The 24349-nt window shown below is 69.0% G+C and carries 20 protein-coding genes; 9 read left to right on the top strand and 11 right to left on the bottom strand.

Annotated elements, in window-relative coordinates:
• Nucleotides 1–238: 238 nt before the first annotated feature.
• Nucleotides 239–1054, top strand: a complete 816-nt coding sequence (locus tag ACAM54_RS31000; RefSeq protein WP_369651180.1) for an alpha/beta fold hydrolase — start codon at nt 239–241, stop codon at nt 1052–1054.
• Between the two features lie 42 nt (nt 1055–1096).
• A complete protein-coding gene (locus tag ACAM54_RS30995; protein ID WP_369651181.1) occupies nt 1097–2437 on the top strand; it encodes an epoxide hydrolase family protein in 1341 nt (446 codons plus the stop codon).
• Between the two features lie 78 nt (nt 2438–2515).
• On the opposite strand, the gene ACAM54_RS30990 is transcribed toward ACAM54_RS30995, so the two are convergent.
• Nucleotides 2516–5509 (bottom strand): PAS domain S-box protein, encoded by a 2994-nt coding sequence (locus tag ACAM54_RS30990; RefSeq protein ID WP_369651182.1) that lies wholly within the window; start codon nt 5507–5509, stop codon nt 2516–2518.
• Between the two features lie 209 nt (nt 5510–5718).
• Between ACAM54_RS30990 and ACAM54_RS30985 the strand changes: the two genes are divergently transcribed.
• Nucleotides 5719–6495, top strand: a complete 777-nt coding sequence (locus ACAM54_RS30985; RefSeq protein ID WP_145747660.1) for an enoyl-CoA hydratase/isomerase family protein — start codon at nt 5719–5721, stop codon at nt 6493–6495.
• Between the two features lie 134 nt (nt 6496–6629).
• Entirely contained in the window at nt 6630–7862 is a 1233-nt protein-coding gene (locus tag ACAM54_RS30980) for an acyl-CoA dehydrogenase family protein (RefSeq protein WP_192326828.1), read from the top strand.
• Between the two features lie 27 nt (nt 7863–7889).
• Here ACAM54_RS30980 and ACAM54_RS30975 read toward each other — a convergent pair whose 3' ends face one another.
• Nucleotides 7890–8858 (bottom strand): Bug family tripartite tricarboxylate transporter substrate binding protein, encoded by a 969-nt coding sequence (locus tag ACAM54_RS30975; RefSeq protein WP_369651183.1) that lies wholly within the window; start codon nt 8856–8858, stop codon nt 7890–7892.
• Between the two features lie 195 nt (nt 8859–9053).
• Here ACAM54_RS30975 and ACAM54_RS30970 point away from each other — a divergent pair, with 195 nt between their 5' ends.
• Both ACAM54_RS30970 and ACAM54_RS30965 read left to right on the top strand, forming a co-directional pair.
• Nucleotides 9054–10283 (top strand): CaiB/BaiF CoA transferase family protein, encoded by a 1230-nt coding sequence (locus ACAM54_RS30970; RefSeq protein WP_369651184.1) that lies wholly within the window; start codon nt 9054–9056, stop codon nt 10281–10283.
• Complete coding sequence (locus ACAM54_RS30965) at nt 10283–10900, top strand: glutathione S-transferase family protein (protein WP_225613212.1); 618 nt, start codon at nt 10283–10285, stop codon at nt 10898–10900. The genes ACAM54_RS30970 and ACAM54_RS30965 overlap by 1 nt, the downstream gene beginning before the upstream one ends.
• 10 nt (nt 10901–10910) lie before the next feature.
• Here the strand turns inward: ACAM54_RS30965 and ACAM54_RS30960 are convergent, their stop codons facing one another.
• The 4 genes from ACAM54_RS30960 to ACAM54_RS30945 form a co-directional block, all read right to left on the bottom strand.
• Nucleotides 10911–11735 (bottom strand): amidohydrolase family protein, encoded by an 825-nt coding sequence (locus ACAM54_RS30960; RefSeq protein ID WP_369651185.1) that lies wholly within the window; start codon nt 11733–11735, stop codon nt 10911–10913.
• Nucleotides 11732–12307 carry a carboxymuconolactone decarboxylase family protein gene (locus tag ACAM54_RS30955; RefSeq protein WP_145747666.1) on the bottom strand — a complete coding sequence of 192 codons (576 nt, stop codon included), beginning with the start codon at nt 12305–12307 and terminating at the stop codon, nt 11732–11734. Before ACAM54_RS30955 ends, ACAM54_RS30960 begins: the two co-directional genes overlap by 4 nt.
• Before the next feature lie 26 nt (nt 12308–12333).
• The gene (locus ACAM54_RS30950; RefSeq protein WP_369651186.1) at nt 12334–13215 is read right to left on the bottom strand and encodes an alpha/beta fold hydrolase; all 882 of its coding nucleotides are present in this window, start codon (nt 13213–13215) and stop codon (nt 12334–12336) included.
• A 147-nt stretch (nt 13216–13362) separates the two neighbouring features.
• A complete protein-coding gene (locus tag ACAM54_RS30945) occupies nt 13363–14334 on the bottom strand; it encodes a LysR family transcriptional regulator (protein WP_369651187.1) in 972 nt (323 codons plus the stop codon).
• Nucleotides 14335–14556: 222 nt separating this feature from the next.
• Between ACAM54_RS30945 and ACAM54_RS30940 the strand changes: the two genes are divergently transcribed.
• Nucleotides 14557–15237, top strand: coding sequence for a Crp/Fnr family transcriptional regulator (locus ACAM54_RS30940; protein WP_209503183.1), 681 nt, complete (start codon nt 14557–14559; stop codon nt 15235–15237).
• A 166-nt stretch (nt 15238–15403) separates the two neighbouring features.
• Entirely contained in the window at nt 15404–17047 is a 1644-nt protein-coding gene (locus tag ACAM54_RS30935) for a tannase/feruloyl esterase family alpha/beta hydrolase (protein ID WP_369651188.1), read from the top strand.
• Nucleotides 17048–17089: 42 nt separating this feature from the next.
• Here the strand turns inward: ACAM54_RS30935 and ACAM54_RS30930 are convergent, their stop codons facing one another.
• Genes ACAM54_RS30930 through ACAM54_RS30915 form a run of 4 tightly spaced genes read right to left on the bottom strand, consistent with a single transcriptional unit; the run spans nt 17090 to nt 22366 of the window.
• Nucleotides 17090–18418 (bottom strand): MmgE/PrpD family protein, encoded by a 1329-nt coding sequence (locus ACAM54_RS30930; protein WP_369651189.1) that lies wholly within the window; start codon nt 18416–18418, stop codon nt 17090–17092.
• A 36-nt stretch (nt 18419–18454) separates the two neighbouring features.
• Nucleotides 18455–20551, bottom strand: a complete 2097-nt coding sequence (locus tag ACAM54_RS30925; RefSeq protein WP_192326810.1) for an acetate--CoA ligase family protein — start codon at nt 20549–20551, stop codon at nt 18455–18457.
• Entirely contained in the window at nt 20548–21354 is an 807-nt protein-coding gene (locus ACAM54_RS30920; protein WP_369651190.1) for an enoyl-CoA hydratase/isomerase family protein, read from the bottom strand. The genes ACAM54_RS30925 and ACAM54_RS30920 overlap by 4 nt, the downstream gene beginning before the upstream one ends.
• A gap of 13 nt (nt 21355–21367) precedes the next feature.
• Nucleotides 21368–22366 carry a tripartite tricarboxylate transporter substrate binding protein gene (locus ACAM54_RS30915; RefSeq protein WP_145747673.1) on the bottom strand — a complete coding sequence of 333 codons (999 nt, stop codon included), beginning with the start codon at nt 22364–22366 and terminating at the stop codon, nt 21368–21370.
• 169 nt (nt 22367–22535) lie between these two features.
• Between ACAM54_RS30915 and ACAM54_RS30910 the strand changes: the two genes are divergently transcribed.
• Nucleotides 22536–23354 (top strand): IclR family transcriptional regulator, encoded by an 819-nt coding sequence (locus ACAM54_RS30910; protein WP_369651191.1) that lies wholly within the window; start codon nt 22536–22538, stop codon nt 23352–23354.
• Here the strand turns inward: ACAM54_RS30910 and ACAM54_RS30905 are convergent.
• Nucleotides 23351–24331: a tripartite tricarboxylate transporter substrate binding protein gene (locus ACAM54_RS30905; protein WP_209503178.1), complete on the bottom strand. Its 981-nt coding sequence runs from the start codon at nt 24329–24331 to the stop codon at nt 23351–23353. The genes ACAM54_RS30910 and ACAM54_RS30905 overlap by 4 nt on opposite strands.
• Nucleotides 24332–24349: the final 18 nt, after the last annotated feature.

Here is a 24349-nt window from a genome sequence, read left to right as displayed (position 1 = left end):
GGTTCCGTATTCCTGTGTATCTGCACGGCCGGACGCCCACACTACGTTTCATCGGCGTGGCCTTCGTGTAATTCTTCATGTCGCCCTGTCCGGCCGACACAGTGGCATACAGACATCCGCAGCGCACGTGGAGGCGCGCCCTATAAACGCGGCCGTGCCTTGCCCCGCCGCGCTCGCCATGAGCTGCAGAAGGCAATCACTCTCCATTGCCCTTCACTTCAACCGCAGGAAAAACCAAATGAAAAATCTCAGCCGCCGCTTCGCCCGCACCATGGCCGCCGTGGGCCTCATGGCATTGGCTGGCGCCTTCACGTTCAATGCTTCGGCGCAGACCCCAGGCAAGGCACAGCAAGCCAAGCCCACCATCGTGCTCGTGCATGGCGCCTTCGCGGAATCGTCGAGCTGGGATGGCGTCATCCGCAAGCTCGAGGCGAAGCACTATCCGGTGATCGCCGCCGCCAATCCGTTGCGTGGCGTCAAGTCCGATGCAGCCGATGTCGCGAGCATCGTCGATGCGGTCAAGGGACCGGTGGTGCTGGTGGGCCATTCCTATGGCGGCTCCGTGATCTCCAGCGCCGCCACCGGCAAGAGCAACGTGAAGGCACTTGTCTTCGTCGCTGCCTTCGCGCCTGAAGCCGGCGAGTCGGCAGCCGATCTCGCCGGCAAGTTCCCCGGCAGCACGCTCGGACCTGCGCTGGCACCGCCGGTCGCACTCGCCGACGGCGGCAAGGACCTGTACATCCTGAAGAACAGGTTCCACGACCAGTTCGCCGCCGACGTTCCGGCTGCGGCCGCGCGCCTGATGGCCGCGACCCAGCGCCCCATCGCCGAGTCGGCGCTCGGCGAGCCCGCGGGCGCACCCGCGTGGAAGACGGTGCCCTCGTGGTTCGTCTATGGCGACGCCGACAAGAACATTCCGCCCGCGGCGCAGGCCTTCATGGCAGAGCGTGCCAGGTCGGTGAAGACGGTGGTGGTCAAGGGCGCCTCGCACGTCGTGATGACGTCCAGGCCCGAGGTGGTCGCGAAGCTCATCGACGAGGCGGCCAGCCGATAGAGGACGCAGAGATTTCCGTTCACCAGCACAAGGCAAATGACCATGACAGATTCCGACGCATCCAGCCGCCGCGCGGCGTTCCATCCCACCCTGACGCGCCGCGGTGCGCTGGTGGCCACTGCGGGCCTTCTCGCAGGTTCGGCGGCCGCGACCTTCGCGGCCACACCCGCGGACAGGAGCGCCGCAGCGCAAGGCGACGCGATACGGCCCTTCCGCATCGACATTCCCGAGGAGGCGATCACCGATCTGCGCCGGCGCCTCAGGGCCACGCGATGGCCCGACCGCGAGACGGTCGGCGACACCTCGCAAGGCGTTCAGCTGGCCAGGTTGCAGGCGCTGGTTCGCTACTGGGAAACGGGCTATGACTGGCGCAAGATCGAGGCCAGGCTCAATGCGCTGCCGCAGTTCATCACCGCGATCGACGGCGTCGACGTCCAGTTCATCCACGTGCGCTCCCGCCATCCGGACGCATTGCCGCTGATCCTGACGCATGGCTGGCCCGGCTCGATGCTGGAGTTCCTGAAAACCATCGGTCCGCTCACCGACCCGACCGCCTTCGCAGGCAGTGCCGCCGACGCCTTCCACGTCGTGATCCCGTCCATCCCCGGCCACGGCTTCTCCGGCAAGCCCAGGGAGACGGGCTGGGGCCCCGAGCGCGTGGGCCGCGCGTGGGACACGCTGATGAAGCGGCTGGGCTACACGCACTACGTGTCCCAGGGCGGAGATCATGGTTCGGTCATCTCGGATGCGATGGCACGCCAGGCACCGCAAGGCCTGCGGGGCATCCACCTGAACATGCCCGCCACCGTGCCCGCGGAACTGGTCAAGCCCATCAACAACGGCGATCCCGCGCCGGCCGGGCTGTCGGCGCCCGAGCGTGCGGCGTTCAACACGCTCAGTGCCTTCTTCAAGACGGGCGCTGCCTACGGCGCCATGATGGTGACGCGCCCCCAGACGATCGGCTATCCGCTGGCCGACTCGCCAGCGGGCCTGGCCGGCTGGATCTACGAGAAGTTCGCGCAATGGACCGACAGCGGCGGCGAACCCGAGCGCGTGCTCGGCCGGGACGAGATGCTCGACGACATCACCCTCTACTGGCTCACCGACACGGCAGCTTCTTCCTCTCGGTTCTATTGGGAGAACAACAACAACAACTTCAGCGCGGCGGCGCAGAAGACGCAGGACATCTCGATTCCGGTGGCCATCACCGTGTTCCCGGGCGAGATCTACCGCGCGCCAAGAAGCTGGGCCGGGCGCGCCTATCGAACGCTCTACTACTTCAACGAAGTCGGCAAGGGCGGCCACTTTGCCGCCTGGGAGCAGCCGCAGCTGTTCAGCGAGGAACTGCGCGCGGCGTTCCGGCCGCTGCGCCAGCCCGCCTGATCGCGCTCGCATTGCGCGGCGGCACCGAGCGCCACGGCATGGACTGGACCCGGGCCAGCCCCACCGCTTCAGCCACGGCTACGTCTGGCCGCCATCGACCGGCAATGGCGCCACCTGCACGTTGTTGCGGCCGGCCCGTTTGGCGCGGTAGAGCATCTCGTCCGCCTGCTTCACCAGTGCGGCGGCGGTTGTTCCGCCACCCTGGTAGAACGCCACGCCGATGCTCGCGGTGACACGGATCGTCGGCTGTTGCTCGATGTCGAACGGCGCCTGCATGGCCACGACGAGCTTCGCGGCGGCCGATACCGCGATGTCGGCATGGGGCAGCCCCTCCATGATCACCGTGAACTCGTCGCCGCCCAGGCGCGCGCGGACGTCGCTCGAGCGCAGCCCCTGCGACAGCCGGCCCGAGAAAGCCTTCAGCAGCTCGTCGCCGGTCTGGTGCCCGAACTGGTCGTTGATCTGCTTGAAGCCGTCGATGTCCAGGTACATCAGCGCCATCAGCGCGCCCGCGCTGCGGCTGCGGTCCATCGCTTCGCGCAGGCGCGCCTCGAAGCCCGCGCGGTTGGCCAGGCCGGTGAGCGGATCGATCTGCGCCAGGTTCATCAGGCGCTTCTCCTCGAGCTTCTGCCGCGTGATGTCGGTGATCACGGCATGGAAGCCGACGATCGCATCGGCATTGGCCGCGGGCTGCGGGATGTACTGGGCCTCGTAGCAGTTGTAGCTGTCGCTCTGGCTGACTTCGCTCTGGAAGGTGACAACCTCGCCGGCCAGCGCGGCACGGATGTGCGGCTTCAAGGATTCGTAGGCCGGCTCGCCCAGCAGCTCCTGCACGGTGTGCCCCTGGATCTGGTCGCGCGAGAGCCCGAACTCGCGTTCATAGGCCAGGTTGTTGAAGCGGTAGCGCTCGTCGGCATCGATGTAGGCCACGCGCATCGGCAGCGCGTCGGCCACGGTGCGCAGGCGGGCCTCGCTTTCCTGCAGCGCTTCCTCGGCCTCGTGATGCGCGGTGATGTCGCTGTCCAGCGTGTAGAGGCCCACCACCTCGCCCGCTTCGTTGCGCTCCGGCACCAGCGTGGCCTGGATGTCGCGGCGTCCGCCGGCCCCCGTCACCCGCCGCTCGTAGGTGACCTGGCGTCCGCCCAGGGCCGCGCGGATGTACGGCTCCATCTGCATCCACGCCTCCTCGCCGTAGAACTCGCACAGGCTGCGGCCGAGCAGCTGCTGCGGCTCGATGCCGAACCAGTCCTGGTAGGCCTTGTTGACGAAGCGGAACCGCAGGTCGCGGTCCAGGTAGGAGATCAGTGCCGGCAGGTGGTCCGTCACCATGCGCAGGCGCTGCTCGCTCTCGCGCAGGGCCTGCTCCGCGGCCTTGGCCGCCGAGATGTCGCGCATCAGCCCCGAGAAATATTCGAGATTGCCGTGCTTGTCGCGGTGCGCGATCACCATGTGGCTGACCGGGAATGGCTGCTTCTGCGCATCCCACACCAGCGACTCGCCCACCCAGACACCGGTCGCGACCGTGGTGGGCACCACCTCCGACCTGAACCGCTCCAGCGTCTGCGGCGGATTGAAGTCGGACACCTTCAGCGTCTCGACCGGGGCATCGAGGTCCACGCCGGTGCGGCGCCGTGCGGCGGGGTTCATGTAGATGAGCCGCCCCTTCGCATCGTTCTGGATGATGTAGTCGGTCGTCATGTCGAAGATGGCCGTCAGCGTGCGAAGGGCCCGCTCGGCGCGGGTGCGCTCCGTGATGTCGGTCACCGTTCCGACATGGCCCATGACACGGCCAGCGGCCAGCACGGGCCGGCTGCGCAAGGCCACCAGCACCTGCGTGCCATCCTTGCGGTGCAGCCGGCGCGTGGCGTTCAGCGGTTCGGCCGCGCTGACGATGCGGACCCAGTCCTGGCGGACCTTCTCGCGGATCTCCTCGCGCACCAGCGTGAGCCAACCCTCCTGCGCCTCTGCGCGCGCCAGTCCGTGGATCGCCAGGTACTCGTCGTTCACGTAGGTCATGCGGCCATCGCTGTCGCAGCGGAACAGCCCGACCGGCGATGCATCGGTGACCGCCGCCACCTCGAGCCGCTGTTCGCGCAGCTCGCCCATCAGCGCATCGAATTCGCGCGCCAGGTCGCCGCGCTCGTCGTTGGCGACGACGTCGAGCTTGACCTGGCTGTCCGGTGATTGGCGCAAGGTGCGGATCGCATTGCTCAGCGCTTCGAGCGGGCGCATGACCCAGGCCGTGCCCAGCCACACCAGCAGCGCGCAGCCCAGGCCCAGCCAGAACAACTGCATCAGCAGGTTGCGCCGTGCCCGTTCCAGGGGGGCGTAGGCGGCGTGCGCCGGCACGACCAGGCGCAGGTCCCAGTCGGCGCTGCGCACCGTGGCGTGCGTTGCCAGGTCGCGCTCGGGATCGCTGGCGAAGGCGTCGGTGGCCGTGTCGGCCGGCTTGAGCAGCAGCTTCGCGTCCGGGTGCATGACGATCCGAGGCGACTCGCCGCGCGTGACGATCTCGTAGTGGCCGCCCCGGCCGACGCTGGCGCGGCTGAGATCGCCGAGCACGTTGGCGCGCTGCAGGTTCAGCGCCGCACCCAGCACGCCGGCCAGACGGCCGTCCGCTCCTTCGACGGGAACCGCCATCACCACGGCGGGCTGCCGGCCACCCTTGGTGAGCAGCGGCGCGGAGATGGCGGGCTGGCGCCGGTCGCGCACCTGCTTGAAATAGTCGCGGTCGGCCACGTTCGGCGGCTGGCCTGCGGCCGGATGGATCGCGACGATGGCGCCGTCCGGCGTGGCCACCGCGGCGTTGTCGAACATCGCGCGCAAGTCCTTGTCCGCAAGGAAGCGCTGCTGTGCCACGGGGTCGGCAATGCCGGCCGCGCCGAGTTCCCGGGCGGCCCGCGACAGCGCAGCCAGATGAACGCCCAGCTTGTAGTCGAGATCCGCCGCGGCGCTCTCGGTCAGCGCCTGCTGTTGTTCGCGCATCAGGTTGACGTACTCGCTGGAGAGGCTCCGGTACTGCCAGCCGCCCGTTGCACCCACCAGGGCGAGCACGAGCAAGGTGATGAGCAAGGCTGTCTTCGTTCTCAGCTTGAGCCGCACTGGGTTTCCTTCGCTGGGCACGACGGCCCGGTCGTTCGGGACTGCGTTTGCCGATGATAGCAATGGGCTGCGCTATGTCTCCTGCGGAATAGCTGATGTACACCGGGGACGCTCGCCGCCATGGAATGCGGCTCGTAGACTGAGCCGCGGCATTTCAAACCATGGCATCAGGAGACATCGTGGACAACTTCTTGCAGCTCAAAGTGGCCATCGCCGATCACGTCGCAACGCTGACGCTGAATGCGCCGCCGGTCAATGCGCTGACGCGCGTGCTCAACGACGAGCTGACGCGCGCGCTGGACCAGATCTCCGAGATGGACGAGGTACGCGCGGTGATCCTGACCGGCGAAGGCAAGGTGTTCTGCGCCGGCGCCGACCTGAAGGGACGCGCCGAAGTCATCAAGGGACCGGGCGACCTGATGGCCCATTCGCGCCGCACGCGCGAATGCTTCCACGCGATCCGCGAATGCGCCAAGCCCGTGGTCTGCGCCATCAACGGTGCCGCGCTCGGTTCCGGCCTTGCCATGGCGGCTTCGAGCGACATTCTCATTGCCTCGGAAAAGGCCTCGCTCGGGCTGCCCGAGGTCGACGTCGGCCTGCTCGGCGGCTGCCGCCATGCGATGCGCCTGTTCGGCCATTCGCGCCTGCGCCGCATGATGCTCACGGGCATGCGCGTGCCGGGCGCCGAGCTCTACCGGCTTGGCATCGTCGAGGCCTGCACCGCGCCCGAGGACCTGATGCCCGCGGCCCGCGAGATCGCCGCCGCCATTGCATCCAAGAGCCCCGTGTCCACCCGCATGGGCAAGCACACGCTCAACGTGATCGAGGACATGAGCCTGCGCGACGGCTACCGCTACGAACAGGACATGACGGCGCAGATCGCGAAGACCGACGATGCGAAGGAAGCCCAGCGCGCCTTTGCCGAGAAACGCGCGCCGGTATTCACGGGGCGCTGAGCCCTCGGGCCGGTGGAGCCGAAGCGCACCTGGGGCGTCGCTTGCGGGACGGCATCCACCAGCTTGCGATGTTCAAATCTTCTGCATGCGAGCGGTCTGGCCGGGTTGCTCGCCATCAAGAAAGGACGCTCCCCATGTTTGCCGAACCCTCCGCGAAAACCCGCGAGCTGCTCGAACGCCTCAACAAGTTCTTCGACCAGCACATCTATCCGAACGAAGCGCGCTACCACCACGAGATGGACGCCTTCCGCCGCCAGGGCAATGCCTGGCAGGTGTCGCCGCTCATCGAGGAGCTCAAGCCCGTGGCGCGCGCGGCCGGCCTCTGGAACATGTTCCTGCCGCATCCGCACCGCGACGTGCCGGCCATCTCCAATCTCGACTATGCGCCGCTGTGCGAGGTGATGGGCCGCGTGTCGTGGTCGGGCGAGGTGTTCAACTGCTCGGCGCCCGACACCGGCAACATGGAGACCATCGAACGCTACGGCACCGAGGCGCAGAAGGACGAATGGCTGGCGCCGCTGCTCGCGGGCGAGATCCGCTCGGGCTTCCTGATGACCGAGCCGGCCGTCGCATCGTCGGACGCCACCAACATCCAGTGCACGATCCGCCGCGAAGGCGACGAGTACGTGATCAACGGCCGCAAGTGGTTCTCTTCGGGCGCGGGCAGCCCGCGCTGCAAGATCTTCATCGTGATGGGCAAGACCGACCCCGATGCGCCGCGCCATGCGCAGCAGTCGATGGTGCTGGTGCCGCGCGACACCAAGGGCATCACGGTGCTGCGCCACCTGTCGGTGTTCGGCTACGACGATGCGCCGCACGGCCACATGGAAGTGCTGCTGGAAGACGTGCGCGTTCCCGTGTCGAACATCCTGCTGGGCGAAGGACGCGGCTTCGAGATTGCGCAGGGGCGGCTCGGCCCGGGGCGCATCCACCATTGCATGCGCTCCATCGGCGCCGCCGAGCGTGCGCTCGAACTCATGTGCGACCGCCTGCGCAGCCGCGTGGCCTTCGGCCGTCCGCTCGCGGAGCAGTCGATCTGGCACGAGCGCATCGCCGAATCGCGCTGCCTCATCGACCAGGCCCGCCTGCTCACGCTCAATGCCGCCTACAAGATGGACACCGTGGGCAACAAGGAAGCCCGCGCCGAGATCGCGATGATCAAGGTGGTGGCGCCCAACATGTCGTGCAAGGTGGTCGACTGGGCGATCCAGGCGCACGGCGCCGCCGGCGTCAGCCAGGACTTCTGGCTGGCCGAGGCCTATGCGCACCAGCGCACGGTGCGCATCGTCGACGGACCCGACGAAGTGCACCGCAACGCCATCGCCAAGCTGGAGCTGGCCAAGCGCGCCGCGCCGGCGCGCGCCTGAACCCGCCGAGGCGCAGCGCGCCCGGGCTCAATCGAGCTTGGCGCCCACCGCCTTGGCCAGCGAGCCCCAGCGTTCCGACTCCGCTGAAATGAACCGTCCGAACTCCGCGGGCTTGCTGCCGACGACCTGCACGCCCTGCTGCTCGAACTGCTGCTTCAGGTCGGGCGAGCGCAATGCGGCGCCCACGGCACCATGCATCTTGTCGATGACTTCGGCCGGCGTGCGTGCCGGGGCGAGCATTCCGTACCAGTTGTAAGCCTCCACCTTCGGCAGGCCGAGCTCGCCGACCGTCGGCACCTCCTTGAGGACCGGAATGCGCACGGCGCTGGTCACCGCCAGCGCGCGGACCTTGCCTGACTGGATGAACGGCAGGGCCACGGGAATGTCGACCATCATCATGTCCACCTGGCCGCCCATCAGGTCGGTCAGCGCCGGCGCGGCGCCGCGGTAGGGAATGTGGGTGATGTTCAACCGGGCCTCGCGCTTGAGCAGCTCCGCCTGCAGGTGCGGCGTGGTCCCGCTGCCGGCCGAGGCGTAGTTGACCTTGCTGGCGTCGCCGGTGGCGGCGGCCTTCAGGTCCGCGAAGGTCTTGAATCTTGAGTCGGCGGCCACCACCAGCACCGCCGGCACCTTCAGTGCCTGGGTCACCGCGACCAGGTCCTTCTGCGGATCGTAGGGCATCGAGGGCGCGATGTGCGGCACGATGGCCAGCGCACCGGCCGAGGAGAACAGCAGCGTGTAGCCATCGGCCGCCGACTTGGCGACCGCGTCGGCACCGAGCAGGCCGCCGGCGCCGCCCTTGTTGTCGATGATGATGGATTGGCCCAGGGAGGCGCTCATCCTGGCGCCGAGTGCGCGGGCCGTCTGGTCCACCGGCCCGCCGGCCGGAAAGGGAACGACCACGCGGATCGGCTTGGCGGGATAGGCCTGCGCCCAGCCCGAGGCGGCGGCCAATGCGAGGGCGAGCGCGGCTGCGGATTTGAAAAGTCCGTTCATGTCGATGTCTCCGATGTCTTCGAATGTCGTGCCCGGACTTTAGGCATGGCACCGGGCCGTGCCACCGCATCCGGGCGCATAGCTGCTATGCGATGCGGGCCGTTATGCGCCGCCGCGCATCACAGCCTTGCGAGCCCGCCTCTAGCCCGCGGCCGGACCGGATTCCAGAATTCATCCAACACAAGGAGAATCCGAATGAGCATGACCAAGGGGCCGCTGTCGCACGTCAAGGTGCTGGACCTCAGCCGCATCCTCGCCGCACCCTGGGCCAGCCAGATCCTCGCGGACCTGGGGGCCGAAGTGATCAAGGTCGAGCGGCCCGGCGCGGGCGACGACACGCGGACCTGGGGGCCCCCGTTCCTGAAGGATGCCGAAGGCCAGGATACGAAAGAGGCGGGCTACTATCTGGCCGTCAACCGCGGCAAGCGCTCGATCACCGTGAGCCTCGACAAGCCGGAAGGCCAGAAGATCATCAAGGAACTCGCCATGCGGGCCGACATCGTGCTCGAGAACTACAAGGCCGGCACGCTGGCGCGCCATGGCCTGGACGAGGCCTCGCTGCGCAGGATCAACCCGCGCCTCATCTACTGCTCGGTCACGGGCTTCGGCCAGACGGGCCCCCGGCGCGACCAGCCGGCCTACGACTTCCTGATCCAGGCGATGGGCGGCCTGATGAGCGTCACCGGCGAGAAGGACGGCCGCCCCGGCGGCGGCCCGCAGAAGGTCGGCATCCCGATCGTCGACCTGATGACCGGCATGTACACCGCCGTCGCCGTGCTTGCCGCCCTCGCGCGCCGCAATGAAAGCGGCGTGGGCGACGCCATCGACATCGCGATGCTCGACGTGCAGGTGGCGGCGCTTTCCAACCAGGCGATGAACTACCTGGTGTCGGGCCAGGTGCCGCAGCGCAACGGCAACGCGCATCCGAACATCCAGCCGCAGGACGTGTACGGCTGCGCCGACGGCGACGTGATCCTCGTGGTCGGCAACGACGCCCAGTTCGCCCGGCTCTGCGAAGTCTTCGGGCGAAGCGACTGGGCCGCGGACGAGCGCTTTGCGACCAATGCGCAGCGGGTCCGCAACATCGGCGCGTTGTCCGCGATGCTGCGCGACGCGTTCGCAAAGTGGGAGCGCGGGCAACTGATTGCGGCGCTCGACAAGGCCGGCGTGCCCTGCGGTCCGATCCACACGGTCGCCGAGGTGTTCGAGGAGCCGCAGGTCAAGGCGCGCGGAATGCTGCGCCATGTGCCGCATCCCAGCGGCGTCGACGCACCGCAGGTCGCGAGCCCGATGCGCTTTGCGCACGCGGCGCTGCAAACGCCGGCCGCACCGCCGCTGCTGGGCCAGCACAGCGACGACATCCTGTCCGAGCTGGGCTACAGCGCGGCCGGCATCCATGCGCTGCGCGAGGCCGGAGCGATCTGATGGCCGCCGCGATGAAGCTGCACTGGTCGCCCAAGTCGCCCTATGTGCGCAAGGTGATGATCTGCGCCCACGAGCTCGGCCTGCTGCCCCGGCTCGAGCTGGTGCGCTCGGTCGCTGCGATGCGCACGCCCAATCCGGCCCTCATGGCGGACAACCCGCTGTCGAAGATCCCGACCCTGGTGCGCGAGGACGGCTCGACGCTGTTCGACTCGGTCGTGATCTGCGAATACCTCAACGAGCTGGCCGGCGGATCGTTGTTCCCGCCGCAGGGCGAGGCGCGCTGGCAGGCGCTGCGCTGGCACGCTTTCGGCGACGGGTTGCTCGACGCGCTGATCCTCTGGCGCAACGAGCGCGAACGCGAGGTGCCGCTGCAGGCGCTGCTCGATGCGTTCGAGCTCAAGACCCGCGCCTCGCTGCAGAGGCTCGACCGCGAAGCGGCGGCCCTGCGCCAGGCACCGTTCTCGATCGGCCAGCTGACGCTCGGCTGCGCGCTCGGCTACCTCGACTACCGTTTCGGCACGCTCGGATGGCGCAGCGCGGCGCCGGCGCTCGCGGACTGGTTCGAGACGCTGCGTGCGCGGCCCTCCTTCGCCGCGACCGAGCCGGCGGAAGGCTGAGCACTTCAGCTCAGCGGTAGAGCACCGCCGGATTGTCCTGGAGCACCTGCCGGACGACGTCGTCGTTGCCGGCCCAGTCCTTGAACATCGCGAGCAGCGCGGCCGTGTCCGGGGCCGGCGCCACGCGCAGGTGCGGCCAGTCGCTGCCCCACACGAGGCGCTCCGGATTGGCCTCGACCAGCTTCTGCTGGAACGCGCGGCCGGCCTGCCAGTCGGGCGCGCCCAGCAGATTGCGGTAGGCGCACAGCTTGACCCATGTGCGGCCCGAGGCCATCAGCTCGAGCAGCACGCGGAAACCGGGCGCGTCGACGCCCGCTTCCACGTCGAAGCCGCCCATGTGGTCGATCACGACCGGCACCGGCAGCGCCTTCAGTTCGGCGGCGATGCCGGGCAAGGCCTGGCCGTCGGTCCACAGCTCGGCGTGCAGGCCGGCATCGGCCAGTGCCGGGGCCAGTGCCCGCAGGTCGTCGAAGGAGGCGCTGCCCGCAAAGTTGCTGCCGGCGCCGCTGCGGTGGCTGAAGCGCGCACCGCGCACGCCCTTGCCGTGCAGGCCGTTCAGCGCCAATCGGCTGCCGGGGTGCACGACCACCACGCCGCGCAGGTTCACATGGGCCGCCAGTGCATGCAGCAGCAGCGCGTGGTCTTCGCCATAGGCGCTCGGATGCACCAGCACGCCGTGGCCCAAGCCGAGGCGCGCCAGCAGCGCCAGGTATTGCGGCGCCACGGCCTCGGGCGGCGTGTAGCTGCGCTCGGACGCCAGCGGAAAGCGGTCGTAGGGGCCGAACAGGTGGGCGTGGCAGTCCCATCCGGCCGGCGCATGCGGCGCGCCGTTCATTCGGCAAGCGCCGCGTGCTGCGGCAGGGCAAAGGCCGGCGCCACGCCTTCGGGCAGCGGAATCTCGTGGCAGTTGAGCGTCATCGCGACCATGGTGTAGTAGCCGACCAGCGCCGTGAGCTCCACCACGGTGCGCGCGCCCAGGCGCGCCATCGCCATGTGGTACGTGGCATCCGAGACCGAGTTGTGGCGGTTGAGCTCGACGGCGTAGCGGTAGACGGCGGCATCGTCCGCCGACAGGCCGGGCGGCTCGGCGCCGGCCAGGATGGCTTCGATCACGGGCTGCTCGATGCCCGCCTTCTCGGCCTCCGCGCGGTGCGCATACCACTCGAAGGGCGAGTTGCAGGCACGGCCCGTGACCAGGATCGCGAGCTCCGACAGCCGCGGCGGCAAGCCTGTGCCGTAGCGCAGCAGCGCGCCGAGCGCCTGCCACTTGTCGGCCAGCTCCGGGTTGTGCAGCGCGGCCCGCAGCGGACCCTGGATCCTGCCGCGCGGGCCGGAAACGATCCTGTCGTGGACCGCGCGCTGTTCGGGGCTCATGGAGTCGGTCGGAAAAAGGGGTATGCGTGGCATGAGGTGCTTCCTTCAAAGTGTCCGGGTCAGGGCGGCAGCGTGCCGATCCAATCGGCAATCGCCTGGGCCACCGCCTCCGGCTGTTCGGGGATCAGTGCATGGCTGGCGCGTGGAACGATCTTCACCTGCACCTTGTCGCCCAGCACGTCCTTGAGTTCGTTGCGCGTGGCCGGCGGGCGCCAGGGGTCTTCGGCGCCTTGCAGGTCGAGGATGGGCGCGTGGCTCACCGGCCACCATACCTCCTTGGCCGGCGTGCGGCCGGCGCGGCTGTAGGCCTCGCGCAAGGCCGGGTGCCAGCCCTCGAGCCAGGGCGTGGGATCGTTGCCGGGCGCGAAGAAGGCCTCGCGCAGGCCGCGCAGCCGCGCGTCGCGCGATTGGGCCGGATCGCTGGCGACCGCGAGCGACCGGGCCATGCCGGGCGGGAAGGTGCGCGCCGCGCCCGCCGCGACAACCACGCCGCGCACGAGGCCGGGATGGTCGAGGTCCGCGACCCGCGCCACGAAGTGGCCATAGGCGTGGCCAACCAGCACGGCGCGGCCGCCGCCCAGTTGCCGCACGGTGGTCGCGACATCGCCCGCGAGCACATGCAAGGTGAGATCGTTCATCGGCCCGGCCGATGCTCCCATGCCGCGCGGCTGCGGACGCAGCAGCTTGAAGCCGGAGGCGGCCAGGCGTTCTGCAAGGCCGCCGAAATCTTCGGAGTCGCGCTGCGAGGACGGCAGCAGCACCACGGCAGGCCCCTGGCCCTCGACGATGACATCGATGCGAACGGCGCCTTCGCTCAGCAGCACGCGCTGGCGGACGGCCCGCGCCGGCACGAAAGGCGCGCAGGCGCCCACCGCGAAGGCGCCGGCCAGCGCGCCCAGGGCGGTGCGGCGCCGGCGTGATGCGGGGAAATCGAATGGCATGGCCTGTGGTCTCCTTGGCCGCTCGCCTCCAGCCCCCAGGCAGGACTGCGGCGCGGCCTGTGCGTGGAGGGTAGGCCAGGATGCGCGTGCAACCTATGCACCGGCGAGGAAGGCTGCTATGCACGCCGGCGCACGGCCAGCGGTTCTTCAGGCGCTTTCCGCGCCCGGGCGCCAGAGCCCCTGCCGCGTGCTTTCTTCGACGGCCTGCACGATCTGCGCGGCCACGGACAGGACCGCCTTGCCCGGCCCCTTGCTGCGCGCCATGATCATCGAGACGATGCGCTGCAGGCCGGGCGAGACGATCTTCGAAGCCTGCAGGCGGCCCTCCTCCACCTCCGCCCAGACCGCATGCAGCGGCAGCACCGTGTAGAGCCGCTCCTGCGCCACGACCGAGCGCATCAGCGGCAGCGAGTCGGCTTCGAGCACGGGCGACAGGGAAATGTGCTGCTGGCGGGCGAGCGCATCGAGCGCGCTGCGCAGACCGTTGGGGGCGCTCGGAAGGATGAACGGGAGCCCGTCGAGTGCGCTGAACGGCAGCTCCGGCTTGGCGGTCAGGCGGTCGCCGGCAGGGCCGATCAGGTAGCTGTCCACCGTGGCGAGCGCCTGCTCCTGCTCCGGCAGCACGGCGCCGTAGCGGTAGAGGATCGCGATGTCCACGCGCGCGTCCGCCAGCCACTCTTCCACCTGCCCGCTCGATCCCTCGAGAATCTTGAGCTGGATGCCGGGATGGCGCGCCTGCAGCCGATTGAACAGCTTGCCGACGATCGGATTGGTGACCGAAGGCAGCGAGCCGATGGTGACGCGGCCGGCCGGCTCGCGGGCCTCGCCGCGAATCTCCAGCTGGAGCTGCTCGGCGTCCGAGAGCAGCGCCTTCACATGCGGAAAGAGCCGCTGCCCCACCTCCGACAGCTGCACGCCGCGGCCCGTGCGATTGAACAGGCGCGCGTTGCATTCGCGCTCGAGCGCGTTGAGGTGGCGGCTCAGCAGCGACTGGCTGCTGTCCAGGAACAGCGCGGCGCGCGTCAGGCTTCCCAGTTCGGCAATCGCGAGGAAAGCGCGCCACTTCTGCAGGTCCGAGGCAATGTCGAGCTGGATGTTCGTGGCTTTGCTGGGCTGCATCTCGGCGGAGGAGGGAACGAGGGAGATGGGCCGCATTCTGCCTTTGCCTGCCCGCCCCAGGGTTTGTCCCGACGATGCAAGGACGCAAATGTCGTCCGCGCTACAAACTCCGCAAGCCGGTGTGCCCTAGGATTCGCCAGCCCAAGGAAATTCGCCATGCGCGTTCGATCCGGTTTGTTCTTCGCCCGCGCCGAGGGCCTCCGCCCGGCACGGTGGTGACGCATGCTGCCTCTGAAGGATCTCCACGCCTTCTTCGAGCGCTGCATCTGGCCGCGCGCGCTGACGCAGGCCGAGCGGACGAAAGCCTTCGAAGCCCTGTACGTTCGCCGCCATGAAGCGCACTCCTATGTGTGCCGGCGCGACGAGACCGCCGACAGCTGGATCGGCGTGCTGGAGGGTTTTCTGCGCGTCCAGGACACCACGGTGGACGGCCGCCTGATCATGTTCACCGGGGTCGCATCGAGCGGATGGATCGGCGAGGGATCGCTGCTGAAGCCGGAGCAGCGCAAGTACGAGGTCATGGCGACGCGGCCGACCGTCACCGTGCATCTGCCGAGGGCCACGTTCTCCTGGCTGCTCGATCGAAGCATTCCGTTCAACCACTTCATGCTCTCCCATCTGAACGAGCGCCTCGGACAGTTCATCGCGATGGTGAAGTTCGACCGGCTGCTCGAACCGACGGCGCGCGTGGCGCGGGGGATCTCGAGCCTGTTCCATCCGGTGCTCTATCCGAACACCGACTCCACGCTGCGGATCAACCAGGAGGAGATCGGTTCGCTCGTCGGCATCTCGCGCCAGCGCGTCAACGCCGCGCTGACCGAACTGGAAGCCGCCGGCCTCATCCGGCGCGGCTACGGCTACATCACGGTGATGGACCGGCAGGCGCTTGCCAGGTACCCCTGACCGGCCGGCGGTGCATCGTGGGAAACCGAAGGGTTTTTCCTTAGAAATCAGTGGCCCGAATGTCCGTCCCGGAACAGTTGCCCGGGGTCTCGCCTTTCAGAATCACGCAGGCATCGCTCCATGTCGTTGCGGTGCACAGGCTGACAACCGACAAAGGAATCGAGACATGCACTTCTTCTCCTCCTTCTCCAAGGAATCACGGGCCCGCACGAAGCTCCACGCCGTTGCCGCTGCTGCTGCCGGCGCTGCGATGCTGGCCGCTTGCGGCGGCGGCTCCGATCACCGCGGCGCGGTCCCCGTGCTGCTTCCGGTCCCGCCTGCTGCGCAACCCGCAAGCCCGCCACCTGCACCGGCCGTGACGGCCCAGAAGGCCTGCGGCGAGCTGAACGGAAAAATCGTGGCGGGCGCCGCGCTGACGGCCGCCATGCAGGAGGCGGCCGCGGGCGTGCCCGTCTACTGCAAGGTCACCGGCACGATCGCGCCGGCGCTGAACTTCCAGATCTCCCTGCCGCAGTCATGGAACGGCAAGCTCTACTACCAGGGCGGCGGCGGCTACAACGGCGCGATCACGCCGCCCTCGGTGCCGGCGCTGGGCCTGGGCTACGCCGTGGTCGCGAGCGACTCGGGGCACCAGGGCAATGTCCTGAGCGCGGACTTCGCATTGACCGACACCTTTGCCGCGCAGCTGTTCGGCAGCCTCTCGGTGCCCACCGTGATGTCGACGGCCACCGAGACCCTGGCGGCGGCTTATGGAACCCTGCCGGCCAAGTCGTACTTCGAAGGCTGCTCGAACGGCGGCCGCGAAGCCTTGATGGCGGTGCAGCGCGCGCCGAACCTCTTCGATGGCGTCATTGCGCGCGCACCGGCCTACAACTGGGTCGGGTTCATGGGCGCCTTCAACCGGAACTCCAGGGCACTGGCCGCGCCCGGCGGTGCATTCAGCGCCGCGAAGACCGCGCTCCTGAGCAAGCATGTGCGGGACGCCTGCGACGGGCTCGACGGGCTTGTCGACGGCGTGGTGTCGAACCAGGCCGCCTGCACGCCGGCGCTCGCCAACGTGGCCGCCCTGCGCTGCACCGGCGGAGCCGACACTGGCGACACCTGCCTGTCGGACGCGCAGCTCGACGTGGTCACGTCCTGGACCACGCAGGCCGCATTCACGGGCAGCCCCACCTTCCGCAATGCAGGCTGGAACCTGACGGGCAACGAGGACGACCCCGGCGCCTGGCGGACCTGGCTCACGGGCGACGGCAATGTCACCATGGCGCTGCAGTTCCTGTTCCAGGACACGACGGTCAAGAACTACCTGGCCCGCGACCGGAGCGCGGACTCGCTGGCCTACACGCCCTGGGATCAGAACCAGAATGCCCTCTATGCCATGGCCGCGCTCAACGACGCGACCAATGCGGACATCCGCCCGTTCATCAACAGCGGCGGCAAGCTGATACTGTGGCACGGCGGGAATGATTCCGCGCTCAGCGTGCGGTCGACCGTCGAGTACTACGGGAACATGCGAAGCGCCATCGGCGCCGCAACCGCCGACGCATCGACGCGCTTCTATGTCGCACCGGGCGTGAACCACTGCGCCGGAGGACCGGGTGCCGATTCATCGGATCTGCTGACGGCCCTGGACCAGTGGGTGACCAAGAGCGCGGCCCCCTCCACGCTGCTCGCGGAGAAGCGCGATGCGCAAGGGGCGGTGCTGCTGAGCCGGCCGCTGTGCCAGTACCCGCAATACCCGCGCTACACCGGCCCGGCCAACGATGCGGCGGCGGCGAAGCTGGCCGCCAACTACAGCTGCAGTTCCTGAGTTGCGGCTCTGGCGCCGCCCGCCCTCGGACGCAGACGCGGATCAGTTCGGCACCGCCGCGCTGCGCTCCAGCGTCCAGAGGCGGTCCAGCAGCGCCCGCGCGGGTGCACTGCCGATCACGGGCGAGGACAGTTCCATGAACTTGTCTTCGAGCTCGGCATCGCTCAGCGGTTCTTCCGGATCGCCCTTGCGGTTGGGCTGCAGGTGATCGAAGCGGCGGCCGTCGCGCATCGTGATCACCACGCGCGCGGCGCGCCGGCCCGGAAAGGCGGCATCGAGCTCCGGGTCCACCGCGACGCTGGTGCGCTCCATCAACGAACGCGTGGCCGGATCCTGCAGCCGCGCCGGCTCGTACGCCGCCAGCCGCACGCTGCCGTGCGCCAGCGCGGTCGCCACCACGTAGCGCAGGCTGAAGCGCGCTTCGTTGGCCGTGGCCGGCTGCGTGTGGCAGGCAATGTCGAGCGCCGGGCGGTAGGTTGCCACATGCACATGCGCGATCTCGCCGGCTTCGATGCCATGCCGCCGCTTCAGCGCCAGCGCGCCGTCGATGGCCGCGAAGGCATGGCCGCACCCGATGTGGTTCTTGAACGTCAGGCGGGCGATGTGGAAGTCCCGCCCCAGCGTCGCGCCGATCTGCGACCAGTCCGGCCCGTCGCTCATGGCCCGGCCCAGCCCCGCCTCTCCTTCGAGCACGTCGAGCGAACCCGTGACACCGTTGCGCGCAAGCTGGGCGGCGAGCACGCCGGCCTCGGCCGCGCGGCCCGCATGCAGCGGCTTGGACATGGAGTCCATGCGGAAGGCCTGCTGCAGGCCGGCCGCGAAGGTGGCGGCCGTGGCCAGCGCGTGCGCGAAGGCGGCTTCGTCGAGGTTCATGAGAACGCCTGCGGCGGCCGCGGCGCCGAAGCTGCCCACCGTGCCCGTGCTGTGCCAGAACCGGTAGTGCGCGCGCCCCATCACGACGCCGATGCGCGTCGACACTTCATAGCCCAGCACCACGCCGCGCAGGAACTGCAGCCCGCTTGCGCCGGTGTCATGGCTTGCGGCCAGGGCGGCGGCAATGGTGGCCGCGCCCGGGTGGTACATGGCTTCGCGAAAACTGTCGTCCACCTCCGCCGCATGGGCGGCCGTGCCGTTGATCAGCGCAGCGGCGCGCGCGGTGGCCGACCGGCCGCGCGCGAGAAAGGCGCGTCCGCGGTCCAGGTCCTCGTTGAGGGCGGCCTCGAGCTGGCGCACCGGCGCCGCGCCGAGGCCGGGGAACAGCGAGGCATACCAGTCGATCACGGCCCGCTTGGCGTGGTGGAGGACTTCGGCCGGCAGATCCTGCCGCCGGAAGTCGGCGGCGTAGCGCGCGAATACTTGGGTGACGTGCATCTCGATGGCTCCTGAGAGTGGCTTGCCTTGCCTCGTTCAGCCGGCCAGCACGACCACGCCATCGGCCGCGCGCACGCCCTGCCCTTGCGGCAGCACGAAGACCGGGTTGATCTCGGCTTCGAGCAGGCGCTCGCCGAGCCGCGCCGCCATGTCCGAGAAGGCGACGATGGCATCGACCAGCGCCTCGACGTCGGCCTTGGGCCGGCCGCGGAAACCATCCAGCAAGGGCCAGGTCTTGAGCTCGTGCGCCATGGAGAGCGCATCCTCGCGGCTCAGGCCGCCCTGGAGCGGCAGCAGCCGCATCGTGGTGTCCTTGAACAGTTCGGCGGTGATGCCGCCCATGCCCAGCAGGATGGCGGTTCCCAGCGGGTCGCGGTGCATGCCCAGGATCAGCTCGGTGCCGCCGCCCACCATTTCCTGCACCAGGAAGCGCCGGGGCCGCACGCCGGCCTTGGCCTCAACCTCGGCGGCCATCGCCTGCAGGCGCGCGCCCACCGTCTCGGCCGTCAGGTTCACCGCGACGCCGCCGACATCGCTCTTGTGCGTGATCTCGGCCGACAGGATCTTGAGCACGACGCGTCCGCCCAGTTCGCGCGCCGCAGCCTCGGCCTCTGCCGGCGTGGTCACCACCACCTCGCGCGCACACGCGATGCCGAAGCGGGTGAACAGCTGCTTGGCCTGGGCCTCATCCAGCGAGCCGGTGGGCAGGTCGTCGATGGGCACGGCGGCGGCAGGCGCACGGGATGGATCCGGCTCGCGCCAGCTGCCGGCATTCAGCATGGCAGCGAGCGCACGGGTGCAGCTCTCGGCCGCGGCAAAGGCGGGCACACCGCGCTGCGTGAGCAAGGCCGCGACTTCGGGCGCATGCGGGCTCACGTAGGCGATCACGGGCTTGTCCGAATGCGGCAGGCAGTCCTGGATGGCGCCCGCCATCAGTTCCGGCATGGCCAGGCTGGAGGAGCCGACGATGATCGCCAGCGCGTCGTAGCTGGGGCTCTCGAGCAGGATGTCGATGGCGCCGCGCAGCAGGTCCGGCTGCAGGCCGGCCAGGGTGACGTCGATGGGGTTGCGGTCGAGCACCGCATGATCGCCGCTCTGCAGCGCGCGCAAGGCCGCGGCGGTTGCAGCATCCGGCGCCGGCGTCTCGAAGCCCTGCATGCCCAGGTCGTCCGACACCAGCGTTCCGGCGCCGCCCGTCGAGGTCAGGATGGCCACGCGCCTGCCGCGGAGCTTCCGGCCCGTGGCCAGCGCGACGGGAATGTCGAGCAGGTCGCCGAAGGTCTGGGCGCGGATCACGCCGACCTGCCTGAACAGCGCGTCGTACATGCGGTCGGCGCCCGCCAGCGCGCCGGTGTGCGACACGGCGGCTTTCGCGCCCGCTTCGGAGCGGCCGATCTTGAACGCGACCACCGGCTTGCCCGCGCGCGCGGCCTTCAGTGCAGCGGCACGAAACTTCTCCGGGTTGCGCACGCTCTCCACATAGAGGGCGATGACCTTGGTGTCGGCGTCGTCGGCCAGATGGTCGACAAAATCCGCCAGGTCCAGGTCCACTTCGTTGCTGGTCGAAATCAGCTTCGACAGGCCGATGCCGCGCGCGGCGGCACGCGAGAGCAGCGCGCCGAGGATGCCCCCGCTCTGCGAGACCACGCCGATCCCGCCGACCGGGAAGTGCTCCATCTCGAGTGCACCGCTGGCGGAGAGCACGATGTTGTCGGTCAGGTTGACCAGTCCGATCGTGTTGGGGCCGAGGATCCGCATGCGGCCGGCCGCTTCGATGAGCTGCTGCTGGCGGCGCGCGCCTTCCTCCCCGGTTTCCGTGTAGCCGCTCGCAAGCACGATCGCCGCGGCCGTTCCCTTGGCCGCGAGTTCGCGCACGGCCTGGTGCGCGCGCTCGGCGCCCAGCAGCACGATGCCCACATCGGGCGTGCCGGGGATCGAGGCGATGTCCGGATAGCAGGCCAGGCCGCCGATGGCATCGGCACGCGGATTGACCGGGTAGATCTCGCCCGTGAATCCGTGCTTGCGCAGGTAGGCCACGGGCCGGCCGGCCGTCTTGGCCGCATCGGCCGAGGCGCCGATCACGGCGACGCTGCGCGGCTTCAGAAGCCTGGCGATGGCGTTCAGTTCGGTCATTTCGTCGTCCCGTTCTTCGCGCTGCTCTGGGCCAGGAAGGCCATCACCGATTCGCGATGCTCGGTGCTGGTGTAGCAGATGCCCTGCGCCTGGCTGCCCTGGGCGAACACCTGGTGCGCGGACAGCTCGAAGCTCTGGTTGAGGATCGTCTTGCCAAGGGCCAATGCGGTGGCCGACCCCTGGCTCATCTCGGCCGCCCAGCGCTGCGCATCGGCAACCAGGTGCTCGGCCTGCGACCGGCGATCGGCAATGCCCAGGCGCAGGGCCTCTTCGAGCTCGACCTTCCGGCCGCTGAAGATCAGTTCCTTGGCCCTGGAGAGTCCGACCCGGCGCGGCAGGAAGTACATGCCGCCGCCATCGGGAACGATGCCGCGATGGATGTAGGACCAGGTGAAGCTCGCGGCATCCGAAGCGATGATGAAGTCGCAGGCCAGTGCCGTGTCGGCCCCGAGGCCCGAGGCCGCGCCGTTGACGGCAGCGATCGTCGGCTTGGGCATGGTGTGCAGCAGCGACTGGGTGTGGTGCACGCGCTGCTGGCGGCTCCAGCCGTTGAAGCCGACCTCGCCCGCGGGTGCCTGCATCCGCCGCTCCATGCCGGCGACATCCCCGCCGGCGCAGAAGCCCTTGCCGCGTCCCGTGAGCACCAGGGCGCGGATCGCCTTGTCGCCGGCCACGTGCTCGAGTGCGGCGATGAATTCAGTGCGCATGTCGTCGCTCATCGCGTTGCGCTTTTCGGGGCGGTTCAGCCACAGGGTGGCGATGCCGTCCGCGACTTCCAGTTCGATCAGGCTGCTGCTGTTCATTCGATTTCTCCGTTCATTCGGCCGTGATGTTGTTTTCTTTGACCACCTTGCGCCAGCGCGCTTCCTCGCCCTTGGCGTACCTGTCGAAGTCCTGCGGCGAGCCGCCGTTGATGACGAGGCCCTCGGACTCCACCCGCTTGCGGAAGGCGTCCGTCTGCACGGCCTTCTTCGCCGCGGCATTCAGGCGCGCAATCACGTCGGCCGGGGTGCCGGCGGGCGCGTACAGGCCGTACCAGCTGTCTGCGACATAGCCCGGCACGCCGCTCTCCGCGATCGTCGGCACCTTTGCGAGCGAGTGGGCCGCGGATCGCGCGGCGGTCGTCACGGCCAGCGCGCGCAGCTTGCCGCTCTCGACGAAGCTGCCCACCGCCGCGGCGGTCGCGAACATCACGTCGACCTGTCCGCCTAGCAGGTCGGTGATGGCGGGGCCGGCACCGCGGTACGGGATGTGGGTGATGTCGGTCTTGGTGAGATTCTTGAAGAGTTCGCCGGCCAGGTGGGCCGAGGTGCCCGCGCCCTGCGACGCAAAGGACAGCTTGCCCGGATGGGCCCTGGCCGCATCGATCAGGTCCTTCACCGACTTGAGCGGGCTGTCGGCGCGAACCACCAGCACGTTCGGCGAGATGCCTACCAGCATGACCGGCGCAAAGGCTTTCTCGTGGTTGTACGGGAGCTTGGGCTGGAGGCTCGGGTTCACGACGTGCGCCACGGTTGCCATCACCATCGTGTAGCCATCGGGTGCGCTCTTGGCCACCGCGTCCGTGCCGATGATCGTGCCCGCGCCGGGCTTGTTGTCGATGATCACGGGCTGCCCCAGCTCCTGCCCCATCGCGATGGCCATGGTGCGGGCCACCAGGTCGGTGCCGCCGCCGGGTGCGAACGGCACCACGAGCTTGATCGGCTTGTCGGGAAAGGCCGCGCGCGCCGGCATCGCGACGAGGCCGCCGACCGCGCAGGCCAGCGAAAGAAGGATGGCATGCCTGGCGCGTGCCAGCGTCATCGGGTTCTGCATGGTTTGTCTCCGTCAAAAGAAATGTGAGAAGGCAGGCATCGAGGGCGGCGCTGCGGCTCTTCTCATCGACGGGTCCAAGCTTAGGGACGCGGGCGCCGCCGCGCATCCCCACATTTCCATTGCATGGAATTTGAGATAGGCTCCGCCGGCACACCTCTCCCACCTTGCCATGCATGCTCCTGCAGACCCCGCGCCCCGGCGCCAGCACCACGAAGACCCGCTGCTGAACCGCTCCCTGGTGCGGGGCATCGAGATCCTGAGGGCCTTCCGCCCCGGCGCCGACCTGCTGGGCAACGGCGAGATCGCGGAGCGCACCGGCCTCTCGCGCGCGACGGTCAGCCGCCTCGCGCAAACGCTGGTCGAGACCGGCCTGCTCGAGCACGACCGCAGCCGCCGGGCCTACCGGCTGGCCGCGCCGGTGCTGAGCCTGGGCCACGCCATGCGCTCGGGTTCGCCCGTGCTGAACGCGGTGGCGCCGCTGATGCGGACGCTGGCGGAAAAGATGCGCATCAACGTCGGCCTGGCCGCGCCCGACCGGGACGAGATGGTCTACCTGGAGTCCGTGCGCTACAACCGGAAAGTCGCACTGCGCAACGTGGTTGCGGGCCAGCGCGTGCCGATGGAGCTCACCTCGCTCGGCAGGGCCTACCTGGCCGTGGCGCCGCAGGACGAGCGCCGCGCGCTGATGGCAAGGTTCAAGGCGGGGCGGCGCTCCGAATGGGGCCGCCTACGCGACGAGATCAAGGCCGCGATCGCGAGTGTCGAAGAGCGCGGCTACTGCGTGGCGTCTTGGCAGCCGGAAGTCGTCGCCATGGCGGCGCCGCTCGTCATGGCGCAGCGGCCCATCTATGTCTTCAATGTCAGCGTCACCACGGCAGGCAGCATGCAGGAGACCGAAGCGGAATTGAAGGGGCCGTTGCTGGCCCTGCGCGACCGGGCAAGGGCGGTCCTGCTCGCGGCCGAGCCGCCGCCCTCGCGCGCCCGCTAGAAGTCGATCCGGATGTTGGCTTCCTTGACCGCCTGGCCGATCTTCGACAGGTCCTCGCGGATCAGCTCGCGGAACTGCGCGGGATTCGACCTGGCCGCAATGAAGGACAGCTCGGCAAATTTGGCCTTGAGCGCGGGCGTGTCGACCGCCTTGGCAATTTCCGCGTTCAGGCGGTCGACCACCGCTGCCGGCATGTGGGCCGGCCCCCAGATGCCGTACCACGAGAGGAGCTCGAAGCCCGGGATGCCGCTTTCCGCGACCGTCGGAACCTCGGGCATGCTCGGCACCCGCGTCTTGCTCGTGACAGCCAGTGCGCGCAGGCGGCCGGCCTGCACGAAAGAGTGGACGCCGGGCATCGGAGACACCGCCGCCGAGACGTGCCCCCCGATGACGTCGGTCAGCTGCGGCACCGCGCCCTTGTACGCAATGATCGCCATCCTGAGCTTCAGCGCGCGATTGATCATTTCCTCGCTGAGGTGGCTCGTGGTCCCGAGGCCCGAGGTCGCCCAGGTGTACTTGTCGGGGTTCGCCCTGGCCAGCGCCGCGAATTCGGCGAGGTTCTTGGCCGGAACATCGTTGTTGACCGCCACGATCAACGGCACGTAGCCGATCTGTCCCACGGGGGTGAAGTCCTTCTCCGCGTCATAGCTCTTCTTGGCGAGGACGAGCGGCAGGTACACCTGGCTCGATGCATTGAACAGCAGGGTGTAGCCATCGGCCTTGGCCTTCCTGACATTCAGCGACCCGAGCACCCCGGAGGCGCCCGGCGTGTTCTCGATGACGATCGGCTGGCCCAGCTGCCGCTGCAGCTGGTCGGCCACCATGCGGCCCACGGTGTCGATGGAGCCTCCGGGCGTGTAGGGAATGACCATCCGGATGGGCTTGCTCGGATAGTCGTCCGCACTGCAGACCTGGGCGCCCGCGACGGCAGCTCCCAGCAGCGCGAACCTGGACAGCGAAATGATCTTTTTCAGCATGCTGTGTCTCCTTCTCTT

The organism is Variovorax sp. V93 (assembly GCF_041154485.1).
In the GTDB taxonomy this organism is placed as follows: domain Bacteria; phylum Pseudomonadota; class Gammaproteobacteria; order Burkholderiales; family Burkholderiaceae_C; genus Variovorax; species Variovorax beijingensis_A.
The sequence above is the reverse complement of the archived record's forward strand: the minus strand, read 5'-3'. Positions and strand labels throughout refer to the sequence as shown.

Coding starts and splice junctions, on each gene's coding strand:
- ACAM54_RS31000 (WP_369651180.1), top strand. CDS start 239: ATGAAAAATCTCAGCCGCCGCTTCGCCCGCACCATGGCCGCCGTGGGC.
- ACAM54_RS30995 (WP_369651181.1), top strand. CDS start 1,097: ATGACAGATTCCGACGCATCCAGCCGCCGCGCGGCGTTCCATCCCACC.
- ACAM54_RS30980 (WP_192326828.1), top strand. CDS start 6,630: ATGTTTGCCGAACCCTCCGCGAAAACCCGCGAGCTGCTCGAACGCCTC.
- ACAM54_RS30975 (WP_369651183.1), bottom strand. CDS start 8,858: ATGAACGGACTTTTCAAATCCGCAGCCGCGCTCGCCCTCGCATTGGCC.
- ACAM54_RS30970 (WP_369651184.1), top strand. CDS start 9,054: ATGAGCATGACCAAGGGGCCGCTGTCGCACGTCAAGGTGCTGGACCTC.
- ACAM54_RS30965 (WP_225613212.1), top strand. CDS start 10,283: ATGGCCGCCGCGATGAAGCTGCACTGGTCGCCCAAGTCGCCCTATGTG.
- ACAM54_RS30960 (WP_369651185.1), bottom strand. CDS start 11,735: ATGAACGGCGCGCCGCATGCGCCGGCCGGATGGGACTGCCACGCCCAC.
- ACAM54_RS30955 (WP_145747666.1), bottom strand. CDS start 12,307: ATGCCACGCATACCCCTTTTTCCGACCGACTCCATGAGCCCCGAACAG.
- ACAM54_RS30950 (WP_369651186.1), bottom strand. CDS start 13,215: ATGCCATTCGATTTCCCCGCATCACGCCGGCGCCGCACCGCCCTGGGC.
- ACAM54_RS30945 (WP_369651187.1), bottom strand. CDS start 14,334: ATGCAGCCCAGCAAAGCCACGAACATCCAGCTCGACATTGCCTCGGAC.
- ACAM54_RS30940 (WP_209503183.1), top strand. CDS start 14,557: ATGCTGCCTCTGAAGGATCTCCACGCCTTCTTCGAGCGCTGCATCTGG.
- ACAM54_RS30935 (WP_369651188.1), top strand. CDS start 15,404: ATGCACTTCTTCTCCTCCTTCTCCAAGGAATCACGGGCCCGCACGAAG.
- ACAM54_RS30930 (WP_369651189.1), bottom strand. CDS start 18,418: ATGCACGTCACCCAAGTATTCGCGCGCTACGCCGCCGACTTCCGGCGG.
- ACAM54_RS30925 (WP_192326810.1), bottom strand. CDS start 20,551: ATGACCGAACTGAACGCCATCGCCAGGCTTCTGAAGCCGCGCAGCGTC.
- ACAM54_RS30920 (WP_369651190.1), bottom strand. CDS start 21,354: ATGAACAGCAGCAGCCTGATCGAACTGGAAGTCGCGGACGGCATCGCC.
- ACAM54_RS30915 (WP_145747673.1), bottom strand. CDS start 22,366: ATGCAGAACCCGATGACGCTGGCACGCGCCAGGCATGCCATCCTTCTT.
- ACAM54_RS30910 (WP_369651191.1), top strand. CDS start 22,536: ATGCATGCTCCTGCAGACCCCGCGCCCCGGCGCCAGCACCACGAAGAC.
- ACAM54_RS30905 (WP_209503178.1), bottom strand. CDS start 24,331: ATGCTGAAAAAGATCATTTCGCTGTCCAGGTTCGCGCTGCTGGGAGCT.